The sequence below is a fragment of the Streptomyces sp. NPDC047525 genome (assembly GCF_040643025.1).
Lineage (GTDB): Bacteria > Actinomycetota > Actinomycetes > Streptomycetales > Streptomycetaceae > Streptomyces > Streptomyces durmitorensis.
In genome coordinates, this window is sequence record NZ_JBEYTL010000005.1 from 559,288 (window position 1) to 576,622 (window position 17,335).

At 71.9% G+C, this 17,335-nt stretch carries 15 protein-coding genes; 9 read left to right on the top strand and 6 right to left on the bottom strand.

Going from position 1 to position 17,335, the window contains the following annotated elements; translation table 11 throughout:
• Positions 1 to 11 precede the first annotated feature (11 nt).
• Both ABZ833_RS17940 and galE read left to right on the top strand, forming a co-directional pair.
• The gene (locus tag ABZ833_RS17940) at positions 12 to 1,658 is read left to right on the top strand and encodes a glycosyltransferase family 2 protein (RefSeq protein ID WP_361047376.1); all 1,647 of its coding nucleotides are present in this window, start codon (positions 12 to 14) and stop codon (positions 1,656 to 1,658) included.
• A 130-nt stretch (positions 1,659 to 1,788) separates the two neighbouring features.
• Positions 1,789 to 2,772, top strand: coding sequence for a UDP-glucose 4-epimerase GalE (gene galE / locus ABZ833_RS17945; RefSeq protein WP_361047379.1), 984 nt, complete (start codon positions 1,789 to 1,791; stop codon positions 2,770 to 2,772).
• Positions 2,773 to 2,809: 37 nt separating this feature from the next.
• Here galE and ABZ833_RS17950 read toward each other — a convergent pair whose 3' ends face one another.
• Positions 2,810 to 3,583, bottom strand: coding sequence for a TetR/AcrR family transcriptional regulator (locus ABZ833_RS17950; RefSeq protein WP_361047381.1), 774 nt, complete (start codon positions 3,581 to 3,583; stop codon positions 2,810 to 2,812).
• A gap of 119 nt (positions 3,584 to 3,702) precedes the next feature.
• On the opposite strand from ABZ833_RS17950, the gene ABZ833_RS17955 reads away from it, so the two are divergent.
• From ABZ833_RS17955 to ABZ833_RS17970, 4 genes are all read left to right on the top strand, one after another.
• Positions 3,703 to 4,410: an NAD(P)H-binding protein gene (locus ABZ833_RS17955; RefSeq protein WP_361047384.1), complete on the top strand. Its 708-nt coding sequence runs from the start codon at positions 3,703 to 3,705 to the stop codon at positions 4,408 to 4,410.
• Positions 4,411 to 4,548: 138 nt separating this feature from the next.
• Positions 4,549 to 5,328 carry an ABC transporter ATP-binding protein gene (locus ABZ833_RS17960; protein ID WP_361047387.1) on the top strand — a complete coding sequence of 260 codons (780 nt, stop codon included), beginning with the start codon at positions 4,549 to 4,551 and terminating at the stop codon, positions 5,326 to 5,328.
• Positions 5,329 to 5,339: 11 nt separating this feature from the next.
• Positions 5,340 to 7,904, top strand: coding sequence for an ABC transporter permease (locus ABZ833_RS17965; RefSeq protein WP_361047390.1), 2,565 nt, complete (start codon positions 5,340 to 5,342; stop codon positions 7,902 to 7,904).
• Between the two features lie 269 nt (positions 7,905 to 8,173).
• A complete protein-coding gene (locus ABZ833_RS17970) occupies positions 8,174 to 8,341 on the top strand; it encodes a hypothetical protein (protein ID WP_361047392.1) in 168 nt (55 codons plus the stop codon).
• An 11-nt stretch (positions 8,342 to 8,352) separates the two neighbouring features.
• Here ABZ833_RS17970 and ABZ833_RS17975 read toward each other — a convergent pair whose 3' ends face one another.
• Together ABZ833_RS17975 and ABZ833_RS17980 are read right to left on the bottom strand one after the other, a co-directional pair.
• On the bottom strand, positions 8,353 to 8,997 hold the full coding sequence (locus tag ABZ833_RS17975) for a response regulator transcription factor (protein WP_361047395.1): 645 nt from the start codon (positions 8,995 to 8,997) through the stop codon (positions 8,353 to 8,355).
• On the bottom strand, positions 8,985 to 10,172 hold the full coding sequence (locus tag ABZ833_RS17980; protein WP_361047397.1) for a histidine kinase: 1,188 nt from the start codon (positions 10,170 to 10,172) through the stop codon (positions 8,985 to 8,987). Before ABZ833_RS17980 ends, ABZ833_RS17975 begins: the two co-directional genes overlap by 13 nt.
• 189 nt (positions 10,173 to 10,361) lie before the next feature.
• Between ABZ833_RS17980 and ABZ833_RS17985 the strand changes: the two genes are divergently transcribed.
• A complete protein-coding gene (locus ABZ833_RS17985) occupies positions 10,362 to 10,526 on the top strand; it encodes a hypothetical protein (protein ID WP_361047399.1) in 165 nt (54 codons plus the stop codon).
• Positions 10,527 to 10,554: 28 nt separating this feature from the next.
• Here ABZ833_RS17985 and ABZ833_RS17990 read toward each other — a convergent pair whose 3' ends face one another.
• Entirely contained in the window at positions 10,555 to 11,175 is a 621-nt protein-coding gene (locus ABZ833_RS17990) for a TetR/AcrR family transcriptional regulator (RefSeq protein WP_361047401.1), read from the bottom strand.
• Between the two features lie 225 nt (positions 11,176 to 11,400).
• Between ABZ833_RS17990 and ABZ833_RS17995 the strand changes: the two genes are divergently transcribed.
• A complete protein-coding gene (locus tag ABZ833_RS17995; RefSeq protein ID WP_361047552.1) occupies positions 11,401 to 12,234 on the top strand; it encodes an ABC transporter permease in 834 nt (277 codons plus the stop codon).
• A gap of 106 nt (positions 12,235 to 12,340) precedes the next feature.
• Positions 12,341 to 13,102 carry an ABC transporter ATP-binding protein gene (locus ABZ833_RS18000; protein WP_361047555.1) on the top strand — a complete coding sequence of 254 codons (762 nt, stop codon included), beginning with the start codon at positions 12,341 to 12,343 and terminating at the stop codon, positions 13,100 to 13,102.
• 36 nt (positions 13,103 to 13,138) lie between these two features.
• Here ABZ833_RS18000 and ABZ833_RS18005 read toward each other — a convergent pair whose 3' ends face one another.
• Both ABZ833_RS18005 and ABZ833_RS18010 read right to left on the bottom strand, forming a co-directional pair.
• Positions 13,139 to 14,281, bottom strand: coding sequence for a glycosyltransferase (locus tag ABZ833_RS18005; RefSeq protein ID WP_361047404.1), 1,143 nt, complete (start codon positions 14,279 to 14,281; stop codon positions 13,139 to 13,141).
• Positions 14,278 to 17,166 (bottom strand): bifunctional glycosyltransferase family 2 protein/CDP-glycerol:glycerophosphate glycerophosphotransferase, encoded by a 2,889-nt coding sequence (locus tag ABZ833_RS18010; protein WP_361047407.1) that lies wholly within the window; start codon positions 17,164 to 17,166, stop codon positions 14,278 to 14,280. Before ABZ833_RS18010 ends, ABZ833_RS18005 begins: the two co-directional genes overlap by 4 nt.
• Positions 17,167 to 17,335 lie beyond the last annotated feature (169 nt).

Sequence of the window (17,335 nt, forward strand, 5' to 3'; positions counted from 1 at the left end):
AAATTTCCCCCGTGGACCTCTCTCTGCCTCTCTCGCCCCCGCCGCCTCAGGTCTGTGTCGTCGTGATCGGCTACAACGACGCGGCGCACGTCGCGGACGCGGTGCGCTCGGCGCTCGCCCAGGGCCCCGCAGTCCGCGAGGTGATCGCCGTCGACGACGGCTCGACGGACGGCAGCGGTGAGCTGCTCGCCGCGCTCGCGCAGGAGGACCCGCGGGTCAAACCCATCCGCCGCGCCGCCAACAGCGGCGGCTGCGGCACTCCCCGCAACGACGGGATCGAGGCCACGACCTCCGCGTACGTGATGTTCCTCGACAGCGACGACGTGCTGCCGCCCGGCGCGGTGGACGCCCTCCTCAAGGCGGCCGCGCGGCACGACGCCGAGGTGGTCACGGGCCTGTGCGTACGCCGCGAGCTGCCCTCCGGACGCGAGACCCCCTGGCAGCCCATGCTCTACAAGAAGCCCCGCCTCATCGCCCGCCCCGAGCTGCGCACCCGCCTGGTCCACGACACCCTCTGCGTCAACAAGCTCTACCGCACCGACTTCCTGCGCCGGCACGCCCTGCGCTTCCCCGAGGGCCGCTTCACGTACGAGGACTTCGTCTTCACGGCCCGCGTCCTGGCGGCGGGCCCGCGCATCGCGCTGATCACGGACCCCGTCTACGTGTGGAACGTGCGCCGCACGGCGGCCAAGCTGTCGATCTCCCTGGACCGCTCGGGCATCGCCAACTGGCAGGCCCGCATGGAGGCCCACCGCCAGTCGGTCGAGATCCTCCGTGCGGCGCCGAGCGCGAGCGGGACGGCGGGCAAGCGGCTCGCACGCGCGGCGCGGGCCAAGTTCATCGACCACAGCCTGCGGATGTACGCACGTGAGCTCACCACGCGGAGCCCGGAGTACCGGCAGGAGTGGTGGACGGCCACGCGCGCGTACCTCGCGACCTTCGACACGGCCGACCTGGACGCGGCGCCCGCGCCGGGCCGGGTCATCGCCCGCGTGATCCAGGCGTCCCCCGAGCCGCGCGACCTGCCCCGCCTCCAGGAGGTCGCGGCCCGCCCCGCGCGCCTCTCGCCTCCCTACCCGCTGTCGCCGGACGGCGTCACACCCGTCTGGTCCCCGGACCTCCCCCAGGTGACCCTGGAACACCTCCTCGTACGCCCCATCCGCCTCCTCCCGCTCGCGGTGGACGCCGAGCTGCGCCCCCGCGCGCACCGCAGCCGCCTGACACTGCGCCTGCACGAGCTGTACGGACGGGTGGCGGACGCGGGCCCGACGACGGTCGACGTGGAACTCGCGCCGAGGGGCGGCGAGGGTCCGTCGCTGCGCCGCACGGCGGCGTTCAAGCCTGCGGACACCGAGGGCGGTGCCACCTGGCTGACCGAGGTCGTCCTCGACCTGGGCTCGCTCGGCGGCGGCGTATGGGACCTGCGGCTGCGCCTCCACTTCGACGACGGGACGGCGCGCGAGACGACGGCGCGTGCGGTCGCGGGCCCGGGACTGCTGCGGCGTACGGCACTGCCGTCGCGCCGGGGGCTGCTGCTCGCCCAGCCGTACGCGACGCAGGCGGGGAACCTGGCGGTGCGGCTCGCGCCGGGGATGCGGGGCGTGGCGGGGGTGGCGCGCAGGCGGCTCGCGCGGTGGGTGGGCGGCGGCGGGCGCTGACGCCGCCCGTACGTGCGGCTCTGCGACACTTCACGTCCGAACGCCGACGACGCGCGCGGCGCCGGACGACACGACAGACGTCTCGACACGACACGACACGTCTCGACACGACACGGAAGGCTCACTGACGATGACCTGGCTGATCACCGGCGGCGCCGGCTACATCGGGGCTCACGTGGTCCGCGCCATGACGGAGGCGGGCGAGCGGGCTGTCGTCTACGACGACCTGTCCACGGGCATCGCCGAGCGCGTCCCCGACGGCGTGCCACTGGTGACCGGCTCGACGCTGGACGCGGACCTGCTGTCCAGCACGCTGACGGAGCACGCCGTCACGGGGGTCGTGCACCTGGCGGCGAAGAAGCAGGTGGGCGAGTCGGTCGAGCAGCCGCTGCGGTACTACCACGAGAACGTGGAGGGCCTTCGGGTCCTGCTCTCGGCGGTGACGGATGCGGGGGTCGGTGCCTTCGTCCTCTCGTCGTCGGCGGCGGTGTACGGCATGCCCGACGTGGACCTGGTGACGGAGGAGACCCCCTGCCTCCCGATGAGTCCGTACGGCGAGACGAAACTGGCGGGCGAGTGGCTGGTCCGCGCGACGGGCCGGGCGCACGGCCTGTCGACGGCGTCGCTGCGGTACTTCAACGTGGCGGGCGCGGCGAGCCCCGAGCTGGCCGACACGGGCGTCTACAACCTGGTCCCGATGGTCTTCGAGAAGCTCACGGAAGGGCAGGCCCCGCGCGTCTTCGGCGCGGACTACCCGACCCCGGACGGCACGTGCGTACGCGACTACATCCACGTGACCGATCTCGCGGAGGCCCATGTGGCGACGGCCCGCAGGCTGGCCACGGCGCCGCGCGGCACCGACCTGACGCTCAACATCGGCCGCGGCGAGGGTGTTTCGGTCCTGGAGATGGCCCACCTGATCAACGAGGTCACGGGGTACGACCTGCCGCCCACGGTGGCCCCGCGCCGCCCCGGCGACCCGGCCCGGGTGGTGGCCTCGGCGGACCGCGTCGCCGCCGAGCTCGGCTGGTCGGCCAAGCGGGACGTGCGCGAGATGGTGGCTTCGGCGTGGGCCGGGTGGGTGCGGCTGCATCCGGAGGCGGGGCGGAAGTAGAGCGCGGGCAAGGCCTCGGGCGAAGGGCCCGGCGCGGTCAACGGCCGGAAGCCGCCGCGGGGTTGAGCCCGAGCGAGCGGATCAGTTGGGCGATCTCCTCGCGGTAGAGCTTGCCCGGGGAGACCGTCTGGCTGAGCAGATGGCCGTAGATCTCCAGCGAGACCAGGCCGTGCAGATGCCCCCAGATGCGCAGCGCGACGGCCACGGCGGCGGGCGGGAGGCCCGGGAACTCCTCGCGCACCTCGCCCGCCAGCTTCGGGTCGAAGTCGGACCACTGGAAGTCACCGCCCGCGTGCAGCGGTTCGGCCTCCGTCCAGGCGTCGGCGGCCAGGCGCGTGAGCCCGGCGCAGACCCGGTGCTCGGCATCCGGCGCGGCACCCTCCGCGGGCGGACGGTAGCCGGACACCGGAGCCCCGTAAATGAGCCTGAAACCACCGGAGTCGGCGAGCGCCCAGTCCCGGAAGGCGCAGGCCCAGGCGAGGATGCGACCGGCCGGATCCTCGCCCGGCACGGCGCCCCACGCGGAATCCACCGCGTCGGCGAGTGAGGCGTACACGTCGCCGATGAGCGCGGTGATGAGGTCGTCCCGGGTGGCGAAGTACCCGTAGATGGCGTTGGCCGTCATGCCCATCTCGCGGGCGATGGCGCGCAGGGCGATGGCGTCGGGCCCGCCGGACGCCATGAGCCCGAGGGCGACTTCTTTGATCTCGGCGGTGGTCTCGGCCCGAAGGCGCGCCCGACGCCCGCGCGTACCGGTTCCGCCGCCGCTCTCCACTGCCTCGCCTGCCGTCACGCCCTCGCCTGCTGTCACGCGACGACTCTACAGCGTCACGTCACTGCTTGCCGTATCAAAACTTCACACCGTATAGTCACGCCTCGTTCGCGGAATTCAACGCGCGACAGAACACGTGGCAGGACAAGGGGAGAGTCATGCACATAGGGGTAGTAGGAGCCACTGGAAATATCGGTCGGCGCGTGGTCGCCGAGGCGCTGGCCCGCGACCACAAGGTCACGGCGTTCACCCGCGACGCGTCCCTCATCAGCGAAAAGAGGGAGGGCATCACCTGGCGGACGCTCGACGCCCTGGACGCCGGGAGCGTGGCGAACGCGGTGGCGGTCCGGGGCCTCGACGTAATGATCAGTGCTTTCCAGCCGGGAAATGCGGCGAAGGATTTCAACGACACGGTACGCCGCTCGATCGCCGACCCCACGGTTTACGTAACCGTGGCCAAGGCCCTCCTGAAGGCGCTGGAGAGCCGCCCCAGGGTCCGGCTCATCGTGGTCGGCGGCGCGGGCAGCCTGGAGACCGAGCCGGGGCGCGTCCGCGCCGACTCGGACGAGGACCTGCACGGGACGCTCGACTCACTGGGCCTGCCGAGGGAGTACGCAGCGGCGGTACGCGGCCACCGCGAAGCCCTCGACACCCTGCGCACGTCCAACCGCCTGTGGACCTACTTCAGCCCCGCCGAGGACATCGCCCCGGGCGAACGCACGGGCCGCTTCCGGGTGGGCGGCGACCAGCCGGTCCTGGACGCGACGGGCCGCAGCCGCATCTCGATGGAGGACGCGGCGGTGGCACTGCTGGACGAGGCGGAGCTCCCGCGGTTCGTGCAGCGGCGGTTCACCGTGGGGTACTGACAGCGGGTCCTGAGCCGCTGAGGCCTTGGTGGAGCCAGCTACACCCCCGCTCCGGGACCGCGCTCTCTCGTTCCCGTCGGCCCCGCTGCCTAGCGTTTTTGGTGGCAGCGGCGGTCGGGCGAAAGGGAGCACTCAGCGATGTTCAGGCGGCAAGGTTCCGCGGCGGGAACCCTGGAGGGCGGTCCGTCGGGCGGGGCCGACGCGCTCTCCCTCGACGGGGTGACCCGGACCTATCGGCGCGGCGGCCCCGCCGCGCTCGAACCCCTCCGACTCACGCTCCCCCGCGGCCGGTTCCTCGCCGTGATGGGCCCCTCCGGGTCCGGCAAGTCCACCCTGCTGCAATGCGCCGCCGGACTCGACCGGCCCAGCGCGGGGACCGTACGCATCGGGGGCGTGGACCTCGGCTCCCTCAAGGAAGCCGCCCTCACCCGGCTGCGACGTGAACGCGTCGGGTTCGTGTTCCAGGCGCACAACCTCGTGCCCTCGCTCAGCGTCGCCGAGAACGTCGCCCTGCCGCTGCTCCTCGGTGGCGAGCCCGACGAAGGACGCGTCTCGCTCGGCCTCGCCGAGGTCGGGCTCGGCGGTCGGGGCGACGACCGCCCCACCGAACTCTCCGGCGGGCAGCAGCAACGCGTGGCCATCGCCCGCGCCCTCGTCACCCGCCCGGAAGTCGTCTTCGCCGACGAGCCCACCGGCGCCCTGGACCCCGTCACCGCGCACGGCGTGCTCGCGCTGCTGCGTCAGGCCGTCGACCAGGACGGTCACACCGTGGTGATGGTGACCCACGACCCGGCGGCCGCCGCCTGGGCCGACGAAGCGCTCTTCCTGGCCGACGGCCACGTCGTCACCCGGCTCCTCCAGCCGGACAGCGCCCAAGTGCACGCCATCATGCGGAACTTGGGACGGCCGACAGCATGAGCACGCACCCGATGAGCACACACCGGACGAATACGCACCGGACGAATACGCCCCCGAACGTCACCCGGCTCCTCGCCTCGCGCGCCGCCCGCATGCACCGCAAGGCCTGGGCCGCGGTCTTCGCCGCGCTCGCCCTCACCTCGCTCCTCCTCGGCGCCTTCGGCCTGGCGCTCGCGTCGGCCGGACTCGGGCACGCGCGCGTGGAGCGCTACGCCGGGGCCGACCTCGTCGTCGCCGGCGACCAGAGCACCCGCTTCACGGCCAAGCCGTGGGGCAGCGACCCCGAGACGGCGACGGCAGGACTCACCGAACGCGTGCGGGTCCCGCGGGCGGCGCTGAAGGCCGTGCGCGAGGTCCCCGGGGTCCGCGCGGCGATCGCCGACGAGGTCTTCCAGGTGGGCGTGCGGGGAGATGCGGCCACCGGGCGGCCTTGGAACGCCGCCCAGTTGGCGCCTCACGCCCTACGGGACGGGGGCGCCCCGCGACACGGACGCGAGGTCGTCGTGGGCGAGGGAACGGCCCGCGTCGGCGACCGGATCACGGTCCGGGCGTCCGGCATCGACGCGACGTACACGGTCGCCGGGATCGCCGAAGGCCCAGGTGCCGCCGTCTACTTCACCTCCCCCGAGGCCCGCCGTCTGGCCGGTCACCCCGGATCGGTGGCGGCCATCGGCGTCACGGCCGATCCCGGCACGAGCACGTCGGCCCTCCACGCGCGCGTGCGGCACGCCCTGGACACGGCGGGCCTCAAGAGCGTCGGACACCGGGCGGACGGGGACGGCGCCGGGCTCCGCGTCCTGACCGGGGACGGGCGCGGCGGCGCCGAGTTCCTCCACGTCGCTCCCGCCCGCGCGGGCATGCTCGCGCTGCTCGGCTCCGTGGCCGGCACCGTCGTACTGATCGCGCTGCTCGTCGTGTCGTCGACGATCGTGCAGGCGCTCCAGCAACGCTCCCGCGAGCTGGCCCTGTTGCGGGCGGTCGGCGCGACGCCGCGGCAGCTGCGGGGCGCGGTGGGCCGGGAGGTCGGCCGGGTCGCGACGGTGGCGGCGCTGGCCGGAGCGGTCGCGGCGATCCCCGCCTTCTTCGGACTCCGCGCCCTGCTCGACGCGCGCGACGCCCTGCCGCCAGGCCTTGAACTCCCCTTCCCTCCCTGGCTTTTGCCGACCCCTCTCCTCACCGCGGGCCTGACGCTGCTCGCCGCCCGCCTGGCAGCGCTGATCGCGTGCGCGAGGACGGCGAAGGTGCGCCCCGCCGAGGCGTTGCGCGAGGCGGCGCCGGGCAGGGGGCGCCAGATCACCGGCCTCGTGCTGCTGTTCCTGGGCGTGAGTTCGGCGGGCACCGCCACGCTCCAGCACGGGGAGGCCGCGGCGGCGGCTGCCGGTGCGGCGGCGGTGGTCCTGGTCATCGGCTGCGCGCTGCTCGGCCCGTGGATCGCCGAGGGCGCGATGCGGGTGCTCGCGCCGCCGATGCGGCGCTTCGGCGGCGCGGCGGGTCACCTCGCGGCGGCCAACTGCACTGCTTCGGCACGCCGATTGGGAGCGGCCATCACACCGATCATCCTGGTGACGGCGTTCGTCCTGGTCCAGCTCTCCGCGGGCGCGACGATGACGCATGCCGCGGGGGCGCAGTCGCGGGGTGCGGCGCGGGCCGACTTCGCGGTGACGGCGGAGGGCGGCCTGCCCGAGGGCACGCTGGAACGCATCCGGAAGGTGCCCGGCGTGCGGTCCGTGACCGCCATCACACAGAGCACGGTGGTCCTGGCCCGCCGGGAGACGGGCTCGCCCCGCCTGGACCGCCTCCCGGTACTCGGCGTCACCTCCGGCGGCCTCGCGCGGACCCTGGACCCCGGCGTGCGGCAGGGCGACATCGGCGAACTGCGCCCCGGCACGGTGGCGGTGGGCCGGGACCAGGCCCGCTCCCTGGACGCGCGTCCCGGTTCGGCGGTGACGGTGCGGTTCGGGGACGGGGTGGAGTCACGCTTGACGGTGGTGGCGACGTACGACCGCGAACTGGCGCTCGGCGCCTTCCTCTTCTCCCGGGAACAACTGCTCCGTCACACGTCGTCGCCGGGGGCGGACCGGATCCTGGTCGCCGCGACCGGCACCGCCGCGGGCGCCCTGCGGGCGGCTGCCCCTGGGGCGAAGGTGATTGCGGACCCCGCGCCCGAGCGGCTCGAACCGGAGGACCGGGCGCTGGGTGAGGTGGTGACCGTGGCGGCGGTCGGCGCGATCGGTGGCTTCACCGTCATCGCGGTCCTGAGCACGCTGTGCCTCATCACCGTCGGACGGCGCCCCGAGCTGTCCCTGCTCCGCCTCGCCGGGGCGGGCCGGGGCCAACTGCGCCGCATGCTGCGACTGGAGGCGGCGGCTACCGCGCTGACCGGGCTCGCGGTCGGCACGGCGGTGGCCGCGGTCCCGCTGCTCGCCTTCGGGGCGGCGATGACGCGTTCCTTGCCGTACGTTGCGGCTGCGCAGGTGGCGTCGATCGCTCTGGTGGTCGCCGCGACGACGGCCGCGGGGACGCTGCCGCCGGCCTGGCGGGCACTGCGGGGCCGCTACCCCTCGCAGGGGCGCTGACCGCACCGCGGCGCGGCGGCCTGCATCCGCCCCTGCACGAACAAGCCTTTTGCCGCCCACCCGCCCGTGACCCCGCAGTCGGGAGCGCTCGCGAGGGGACGGGCCGGTATGTCCGCCCGGAGCACGGTTCGCGGCGCTCCGGCACCGAAGCAACAACACGGCCACCGGACGATAGCGAGGACGGACATACCGGCCCGGCCCCGCCCCCAAGACGGACCAACCCCGCACCCCCGCCCAAGCCCCCGCAGGGATCCCTCACACTTGACCCCATGAAGATCATGCTCTGGCTCGTGCTCGCCGTCGCCCTCGTCGTCAACATCTCGTCCAGCTTCGTCATCGACGACAACACAAGGCAGGCCATGGTCAGTGTGGCCACCGGCGTCATAGCCCTAGCCTGCGGCGTGACCCTCTTCGTCAAGCGGGAGAAGCGGACCTGAACCGAAGGCCTTCAGCCCCTGTTCAGATAAGCCAGCACAGCAAGCACCCGCCGATGCCCACTGTCACTCGGCGGCAGCCCCAGCTTCAGGAACACGTTCCCGATGTGCTTGCTCACCGCCCGGTCCGACACCACAAGCGCCGACGCGATCGTCCCGTTGTCCCGCCCCTCCGCCATCAGCTGGAGCACCTCCCGCTCCCGAGGCGTCAGCGAGTCCAGCGGGTCGTCGCGCCGCCGGGTCAGCAGCTCCGTGACCACCTCCGGGTCCAGTGCTGTCCCGCCCCCCGCCACCCGCTCCAGCGCGTCCAGGAACTCGTCGACCCGCCCCACCCGGTCCTTCAAGAGGTACCCGACGCCGCTCGCACCCCCGCCCAGCAGCTCGGCGGCGTACGTCTCCTCGACGTACTGCGAGAGCACGAGCACCGGAAGCCCGGGAATCTCCACCCGCGCCGCGAGCGCGGCCCGCAGCCCCTCGTCCCGGAACCCCGGCGGCATCCGCACGTCCAGGACGGCGACGTCCGGCCGGTGTTCCAGAAGCGCCGGAAGCACCTCCGGCCCACTCGCGGCCACCGCCACCACCTCATGCCCGGCGGAGGACAGCAACAGCACCATCCCCTCCCGCAGCAAGGCATTGTCCTCGGCGATCACCACGCGCACGGCAGCTCCACTTCGATCACGGTCGGCCCCCCGACGGGGCTCGCCACTTCCACGGTGCCGTCGAGCGCGGCGACCCGGCGCCGCATCCCCAGCAGCCCACTGCCCCCGCTGCCGCCCGCGTCATCGGCCCCGCCCCGCCCCTCGTCACGCACCGAGATCCTCAACACCCCGCCCACCCGCGAAAGTTCCACGGAGGCCCGCTCCGCCCCGCTGTGCTTGGCGGCGTTCGTCAGCGCCTCAGCCACGACGAAGTACGCGGCGGCCTCCACCGCGGCCGGGGCCCGCACCGCATCCCCCGACAGATCCTCGACACCCTCCGCACGCACCGCCACATCGAGCCCGCTGCTCGCGGCAAGCGCCCGCACCGCCCCCACCAGGCCCCGGTCCGTCAGGATCGGCGGATGGATGCCGCGCACGACGTGCCGCAGCTCGCTCAGCGCCTCCTCCGCCTGGTCCTGCGCATCGGCGAGCAGCTTCCGCGCCGCTTCGGGATCCTTGTCGAAGGCACGCCTCGCGAGCCCCACCCGCATCGACATCGAGACGAGCCGCGCCTGCGTCCCGTCGTGCAGGTCCCGTTCGATGCGCCGCAGTTCGGCGCCGTGCGCGGCGACCGCTCCGGCCCGCGTGACGGTCAGCTCCTCGACCCGCTCGGTGAGCCGCGCGGCCCGCTCCGCCTCCGGCGACGCCTTGAGCAGCGCCCCCGACCAGGCGGCCTCCAGATCGGCGATGCGCGCCACCAGCGGCAGCACCACGGCACGGCGGCCGAGCAGCCCGCACCACACACCGTCGACCAGCATTCCGACGATGAACACCGGAAGGGCGATGTACAGCAACAGCCATCCGTAGAAGAAGTGCAGGCCCAGCCACCGCAGATCGCGGTACGTCGCCGGATCCGTCACCCCCGCGCGCACCCGCCGGCTGAGCGTGCCGGTCAGCGGCACGTACGCCTCGGGGATCTCCTTGCCCGTCCACACGGCGACGCGCCGCCGCTTGAAGCCCGCCATCCGGCGCAGCATCAGAACCGTCTCGGGCAGGATGCCCGCGCCCACGACGATGAGCGTGGTGACGAGGGTGAGCAGGATGACCCCGATGAAGAGGTACGACGCCAGGGAGAGCAGCGCCGCGGCGCCCAGCTGCTCCAGGGCCCGCTCCGTACGCCGCAGTGTCTCCCGCATGGTCAGAGGCTATGCGACCCCACTCGCACACGCGGGCGAGACCGCTCCCCTGCGCACGGTGTAGCGCGCTACACCCCCGGTCCGGGAGAGCACACCATCGTCACGCAGCCTCTGCCCCGGCAGAGTTGATCTCGCAGCGGGACAGACCCCGCCGCCCCGCTCCCCGCATCCGACGTGAAAGGCCCCGCCATGAAGGCCCTGCTCTGGCTCGTCCTCGCGATCGCCCTGGTCGCCAACGTCTCCACCAGCTTCGCCTTCGACGGGGTGCAGCAGGTCCTGATCAGCGTCTGCACCGGCGTCGCCACGCTCGGTTCGGGCGTGGCCCTGTTCCTGATGCGGGAGAAGCACGCCTAGCCCGACCCCCAGCCGACCCCGGCCGCACTCACAACGCCCGAAGCGCCGCCGCAGTAGCCGTCGCGAGGCTGCCCAGATACCCCTTGGGCAGCTCGGCCCGCACCACCACGGACCGCCAGTAGAGCGGCCCCGACACCAGGTCGAGGGCGAGGTCCTCGTCGATCCCCTCCCGCACCTCGCCCCGCGCCACGGCGGCCCGCACGATGCCGTTCGCCACCCCGTGCTGCCCCTCCCGCAAGGCCTTCTGCATGGCCTCAGCGATCTCCGGGTTGCGTGCCGCCTCCGCCTGCAGATCGGGGATCACCTGCGAGGCCACAGGGTGCCGCAGGGCGCGCGACGTCACCTCGTACAGCAGCCGCAGATCGCCCTCCAGGGAGCCGCTGTCCGGCATCGGCAGACCCTGGACCGCTATCGCCGACACCAGGTCGAGCACCAGATGCAGCTTGGAGCGCCAGCGGCGGTACACGGCGGTCTTGCCGACGCCCGCGCGGCGCGCGATGCCCTCGATGGACATGCGCGCGTACCCGACCGCCGCGAGCTCCTCGAAGACGGCGGCCCTGATCGCCTCGGTCACATCCTCACGGAGCACCGCGGCCCCCGCGGGCGCCCTGCGGCGCGGCTGTTCATCTCCTGGCCTGCTCGTCGTCATGCGGACAGCATAGAACGTGACGACGATACGGTTGCGTTCCGACGTCGCATCGTCCTACTCTCGACGTTGCGACGATACGGGTCCGTCCCGACGTACGCGCCCCATGGCTCCCGAGTGAAAGCAGCGGACGTGAGTCAGGTCCTCGACGCTCCATCCCGCCCCGCGGACGCGGTCGGTGCACCCGGCCCCGCCGTCGACGCCGCCGAGCTCGCCGCCCGGCACGGCCTGACCGTCAGCGGCGCCCGCCCCACACTCCCCGCGTACGTCCGCCAGCTCTGGCAGCGGCGCCACTTCATCACCGCCTTCGCGACCGCCAAGCTCACCGCCCAGTACAGCCAGGCGAAGCTGGGCCAGGTCTGGCAGGTGATGACGCCGCTCCTGAACGCGGCGGTGTACTACTTCATCTTCGGCGTGCTGATGAACACCAAGCACGCCGTCCCGGACTACGTCCCGTTCCTGGTCACCGGCGTCTTCATCTTCACGTTCACGCAGAGCTCGGTGATGGCGGGCACCCGCGCCATCGCCGGCAACCTCGGCCTGGTGCGCGCCCTGCACTTCCCGCGGGCCGCGCTGCCGGTCTCCTTCAGCCTCCAGCAGCTCCAGCAGCTCCTGTTCTCCATGGGCGCGCTGGTCGTGATCCTGCTCTGCTTCGGCGTCCCGCCGAGCCTGTCCTGGTTCCTGGTGATCCCGGTCCTGGTCCTGCAGTTCACGTTCAACACGGGCCTGGCCCTGGTGATGGCCCGCCTGGGCAGCAAGACGCCGGACATCGCCCAGCTGATGCCGTTCGTGCTGCGCACGTGGATGTACGTGTCCGGCGTGATGTGGAGCATCGACGCGGTCCTCAAGGACCAGCACCTGCCGCACGCGCTCCAGGTCCTCCTGGAGTGCAATCCGGCCGCCATCTACATCGACCTGATGCGGTTCGCGCTCATCGACAGCTTCCACGCGGACCAGCTCCCGCACCACGTCTGGGCGTGGGCCGTCGGCTGGGCACTGCTCGCCGGGGTCGGCGGGTTCATCTACTTCTGGAAGGCAGAGGAGACGTACGGCCGTGGCTGAGAAGACAGCAACCCCCACAACGACAGATCTCCCCACCGACACCCGCACCCCCGCACCGACTCCCGCACCCGCCCCGGCCCCGGCCCCGGCCCCGGCCCCCACAGTCATCGTCGACCAGGTCGACATCGTCTACCGGGTGCACGGCGCCGGATCCCCCTCCGGCCGGGGCAGCGCGACCGCCGCCCTGGGCCGCATCCTCAAGCGGGGCAAGGGCCGCGAGGAGTCCGGCGTACGCAAGGTGCACGCCGTCAGAGGTGTCTCCTTCACCGCCCGCAAGGGCGAGGCCATCGGCCTGATCGGCACAAACGGCTCGGGCAAGTCGACCCTCCTGAAGGCGGTCGCGGGGCTCCTGCCCGTCGAGAACGGCCGCATCTTCACCGACGGCCAGCCCTCGCTGCTCGGCGTGAACGCGGCCCTGATGAACGACCTCACCGGCGAGCGCAACGTCCGCCTCGGCGGCCTGGCGATGGGCATGACCCGCGAGCAGATCCAGGAGCGCTACCAGGACATCGTCGACTTCTCGGGGATCAACGAAAAGGGCGACTTCATCACGCTCCCCATGCGGACGTACTCCTCCGGCATGGCGGCCCGCCTGCGCTTCTCCATCGGCTCCGCCAAGGACCACGACGTCCTGCTCATCGACGAGGCCCTGGCGACCGGCGACCGCTCCTTCCAGAAGCGCTCGGAGGCCCGCATCCGCGAGCTGCGCAAGCGCGCGGGCACGGTCTTCCTGGTCAGCCACAACAACAAGTCGATCCGCGACACCTGCGAGCGCGTGCTCTGGCTGGAGCACGGCGAACTGCGCCTGGACGGCCCGACAGAGGACGTCCTGAAGGAGTACGAGCGGTTCACGGGCGGCAAGAAGTAGCCCCCGGGAGGGTCGTCCCGGGGGCCGCCCCGGGTCCTACCGCTCCAGGAACAGGAACAACTCCTCCCAGCGCCGCACGACTTCATCCGTCGTGTAGCGCTGGATGTTCACCCTGGCCAGCTCCCCCATCCGGTCCCGCAGCTCCTTGTCGGACATCAACGTGTCCAGCCTGCGCGCCAGTTCACCCGTGTTCCCGAGCCGCGCGAGCAGCCCGTCCACACCGTCCTGCACGATCTCGTGCACGCCCGGCGCACAGTCGAAGGCCGCGCACGGAACAGCCGTGGCCATCGCCTCCATCAGCGCGAGCGGGAAGCCCTCGCCGCGCGACGACTGCACGAACACCGACCCGCCCCGCAGCGCGCCCGGCACATCGCTCGTCCGCCCCATCCACTCCACGGAGCCGTCGAGGCCCAGGGACGTGCACTGCTTCTTGAGGATCTCCTCGTCCTCGCCGGAGCCGTAGATCCGCAGCGTCCAGTCCGGGTGCAGCGGCGCGACCTCCGCCCAGGTGTCGAGGAGCATGTCGATGCCCTTCTGGTCGTGCAGCCTGCCGATGCTGGTGACGACCTTCTCCGTGCGCTGTGAGGGCACATCGGGCATGAAGGGCAGCGGGTTCGGCATGAAGGACGCGTTGTCCAGGCCCTGCCTGATCCACAGGTCGGCGTCCTCGCGGGTGAGCGCGAGCATCCGGTCGACGTCCTTGTAGTGCTTGCGCACACGGTTGCCGCGTGAGGACGCCCGCGAGTAGGCGTACGACTCATGGCTCATGCCGATGACCGTCATGCCGCTGGTGTCGGCGAGTTCGACCCACTCCATCGCCCACACCTGCGTGACGATGACGACGGCTCCGGGCCCGGCCTGCGCGAAGAGCGCGGTCATCTTGGCGGCCTGCTCGTGCATGCCCGCCTCGCGCCGCGCGCGCAGCCGGTGCTCGGCCACGTTGAGCCGCCCCTTGATGCCGCGCACCGGGCCGACGCGCGGCGGATGCTCGTCGTACAGCGTCGTGGTGGGGTACGGCAGGTCCGTGCCGACGTCCTGCGGTACGCCGGGTTCGGTGATGCCGATGACGTGCACGCGGTGGCCGCGCTCGACGAAGAGGCGGGCCATCTGATGGGACCAACTGGTGATCCCGCCCAGCTCGTTGACGCTGTTGGAGACGTAGAATATGTCCCGGTTCACTTGCCGCTCCAGTGCGAGAAGAACTGATCGACGACGCTCTTGGCGGCATCGCCCCGGTCGTACTCACCGAACTCGGCCACGAACCGCGCCCGCGCGTCCCCGTACTCAAGTGCCTGCTCGTCGAGCGCCTTCAGCGCCCCGAACAGCTCGTCCTCGGTGTCGACCACCGGTCCGGGAGCCCGTTCCCTCAGGTCGAAGTAGGTGCCTCGCCCTTCGTGCACGTACTCCTCGTAGTCGTACGTGAAGAACAGCATCGGCCGGTCGAGAAGGGCGTAGTCGAACATCACGGACGAGTAGTCGGTGATCATCGCGTCGGCGAGCTGATAGAGCGGTGTGACGTCGTGGTGTGCGGACACGTCGATGACGCGGCCCCGCACGGACGGCGGAAGCACCACGTGGTTGAGGTAGTGCGAGCGCACAAGCAGGACGTACCGGTCGCCGAGCTCCTCGGCGAACCGCTCCACGTCGAAGGGCAGTTCAAAGCGCCCGTGCCGTCCGCCGTGCCGCCGGAAGGTCGGCGCGTAGAGCAGCACCTGCTTGTCCTCGGGGATGCCCAACTCCACTGCCAGCGGCCCGCGTTCGCGCACGCCGCTCGCGTCCTCGAGCTTCTTCGACCGCACCAGCGCGTCGTTGCGCGGATAGCCGACCCGCAGCAGCACCTTCTCCTTCAGGCGCAGGGCCTTGGCGAGGGTCCGCACGTCGTGCTCGGAGCGGATCAGGAAGCGGTCGAAGCGGTCGAGCACCCGCTGCTGCTCGTCCTGCCGCGGCTTGCTGCGCAGCTTCCACGCGGGCTCGTCGAAGCCCATGCGCTTGAGCGCGGAGCCGTGCCAGGTCTGGATGTACGTCGTCCCGGGACGCTTGGTGAGCTTGAGCGGGTAGCTCTGGTTGTCGACCCAGAACTCGGCCTGCGCCAGGGCCCGCAGGTACGGCAGCGACCAGCGCCGCACCAGCGTCGCGTCCTCGGGGAAGCCCTTCGGGTTCCCGGTGTAGGACCACACGGCGTCGAAGTCGAGCCCCTGGCGCCGCATCTCCTCGTAGATCGCCCGGGGGCTGTCGCTGTACTGCTTGCCGAGGTGGCTCTCGAAGACGACCGTGCCCTTCTTCACCGGAAGGCGGCTGAACACCTCGTCGTACACGCGCAGTTTGCTCTGCCCGGACGTGAGGTCCCCCCGCAGCTTCTTCGCCCTGCGGAAGCCGGACTTGGCGAGCCGCCCCGGGACGCCCTGCGTGCCGCGCGCCACCAGGTCCTGGATCCGGCCGCCCGCCGCGTCCCGCGTGACAAGGCGGAAGGCGAGGTGCCCGCGCTGCGAGACCTCCGGCTCCAGGTGGTCGGCGACCAGGCGGGTCAGCCTCGGCCGCACCGGGAGCATCCCCTCGGCGAGCCCCGGGTCGCCCGCGGTGAGCCGCGTCCTGGTGCGCACGCCGTCGGCGGTGAGGTGCAGGCGCACGTCCCACACCGCGTCGACGACGCCGAGCGGACGAAGCCGCTTCGCGAGGTCGGCCGAGGCCTCCCAGGTGATGACCTCGCCCTCGTACCGCACGGCGGAGACCGGGAAGCGGAAGGACTGCAGGCTGCGGCGGCGCGCGCTGAACTCAAGCTCCGCGGTGAGCGCGGCGCCTGGAGCGACGGTGCCGAGCGGGTTGGTGATGCGGCCCGCCATGCGCACCGTCCCCGCCGACTCCTCGTACCGCGTCAGGACGTTGCGCAGGAACATCTGGTCGAAGCGCTTGCTGTGATAGCCGAGCGCGGTGACGTCGAGGACCTGGCGGCCGAACGGGTCGTCGAGATGCTCGGCGCACCAGTACACGTGGCCGTCCCGCTCGGCCAGCGGCGAGGAGATCTTGTCGCGGTTGGTGAGGGTGTCGACGGCGGGCAGCAGGTTCTCCCAGTCGCCCTGCTCCAGGAGGTAGCCGCAGATGGCCTGAATGGGCTGCACCTCGGCGTACGCGGCGCGGTCGAGCCCGGCGAGATAGCCGCGGGCGAGGCCTGCGAACTCCTGCCGGTAGGAGTCGTCACGGAAGGGCAGGTCGCGCAGGTGGAGCACCAGGTCGTGCTTGAGGAACTTGATGTCCTTGGCAAGACGCAGCTCGTCGAGGCCGCGCTCCGCGAGCAGCGCGTCGATCCGGCGGTGGATCTCCAGGCGGTGCTCGAAGTTGGTCATCTCGTGGCGCCGGTTGGTCACGGACTTCGCCTCGGCGCGCTCGTGGACGTGCCAGAAGTAGACCTGGTTCGGTATGAGGGTGATGCGCTCGGCGGCGAGGTAGGCCTCGGCGATGAACATCAGGTCCTCGTAGAACATCCCCTTGGGGAAGCGGAGGGCGTTCTCGACGAGGAAGTCGCGGCGGTAGAGCTTGTTCGTGGAGAGCGTGTCCCAGACGAACAGGTCGGGCAGCTCGGTGACGGACTCCAGGGTGCGGGTCGTGGCGTAGAGCCAGGGGTACCACTGGTCGCGCTTCTTGTTGCGGGTGTCCATGGACAGCCGTACGCAGAGCCCGGAGACGATGTCGGAGCCGTCGCGCTCTGCGGCTTCGAGGAGGTTGCGGCAGGCGTTGCGCTCCAGGACGTCGTCGCTGTCGAGGAACATCACGTGGCGGCCGACGGTGTGGCCGATTCCGACGTTGCGGGGCTCACCGCCCGCGCCGCTGTTCTCCGGGAGCCGGTAGGCCCGCACCCGCTCGGGGTGCTCGGCGGCCAGCTCCTGCGCCGTCTCGTACGAGCCGTCCGTGCTGCAGTCGTCGACGATGACGACCTCGACGCCGCGCAGCGTCTGGTCGAGCACCGACTGGACGGCGGTCGGCAGCCGCTCGGCGTCGTTGTAGACGATCACCACTACGGACACATCGGGTCGCGCCTCCGGCGTCCCCCGCTCACCTGTCGCTCCCATGCGTCCCTCCAGTCAAATACCGGCTCATCCTACTAATTATCGCTAATGCCCGATTAGCGCCCTTCAGGGGGGTGTGAATGGCTCAAGGAAGCACCGCGATAGCGTCGCGCGCGAGCCACCGCGCAAACCACAAAGAGGGGGCGCCCCGAGCCATCAGGCTCGGGGCGCC

What these genes read in the sequence shown, in the direction of transcription:
- ABZ833_RS18010 (WP_361047407.1), bottom strand. Translation starts at nt 17,166, where the DNA reads ATGGGAGCGACAGGTGAGCGGGGGACGCCGGAGGCGCGACCCGATGTG.
- ABZ833_RS17965 (WP_361047390.1), top strand. Translation starts at nt 5,340, where the DNA reads ATGAGCACACACCGGACGAATACGCACCGGACGAATACGCCCCCGAAC.
- ABZ833_RS17970 (WP_361047392.1), top strand. Translation starts at nt 8,174, where the DNA reads ATGAAGATCATGCTCTGGCTCGTGCTCGCCGTCGCCCTCGTCGTCAAC.
- ABZ833_RS17960 (WP_361047387.1), top strand. Translation starts at nt 4,549, where the DNA reads ATGTTCAGGCGGCAAGGTTCCGCGGCGGGAACCCTGGAGGGCGGTCCG.
- galE (WP_361047379.1), top strand. Translation starts at nt 1,789, where the DNA reads ATGACCTGGCTGATCACCGGCGGCGCCGGCTACATCGGGGCTCACGTG.
- ABZ833_RS17980 (WP_361047397.1), bottom strand. Translation starts at nt 10,172, where the DNA reads ATGCGGGAGACACTGCGGCGTACGGAGCGGGCCCTGGAGCAGCTGGGC.
- ABZ833_RS17985 (WP_361047399.1), top strand. Translation starts at nt 10,362, where the DNA reads ATGAAGGCCCTGCTCTGGCTCGTCCTCGCGATCGCCCTGGTCGCCAAC.
- ABZ833_RS17955 (WP_361047384.1), top strand. Translation starts at nt 3,703, where the DNA reads ATGCACATAGGGGTAGTAGGAGCCACTGGAAATATCGGTCGGCGCGTG.
- ABZ833_RS17990 (WP_361047401.1), bottom strand. Translation starts at nt 11,175, where the DNA reads ATGACGACGAGCAGGCCAGGAGATGAACAGCCGCGCCGCAGGGCGCCC.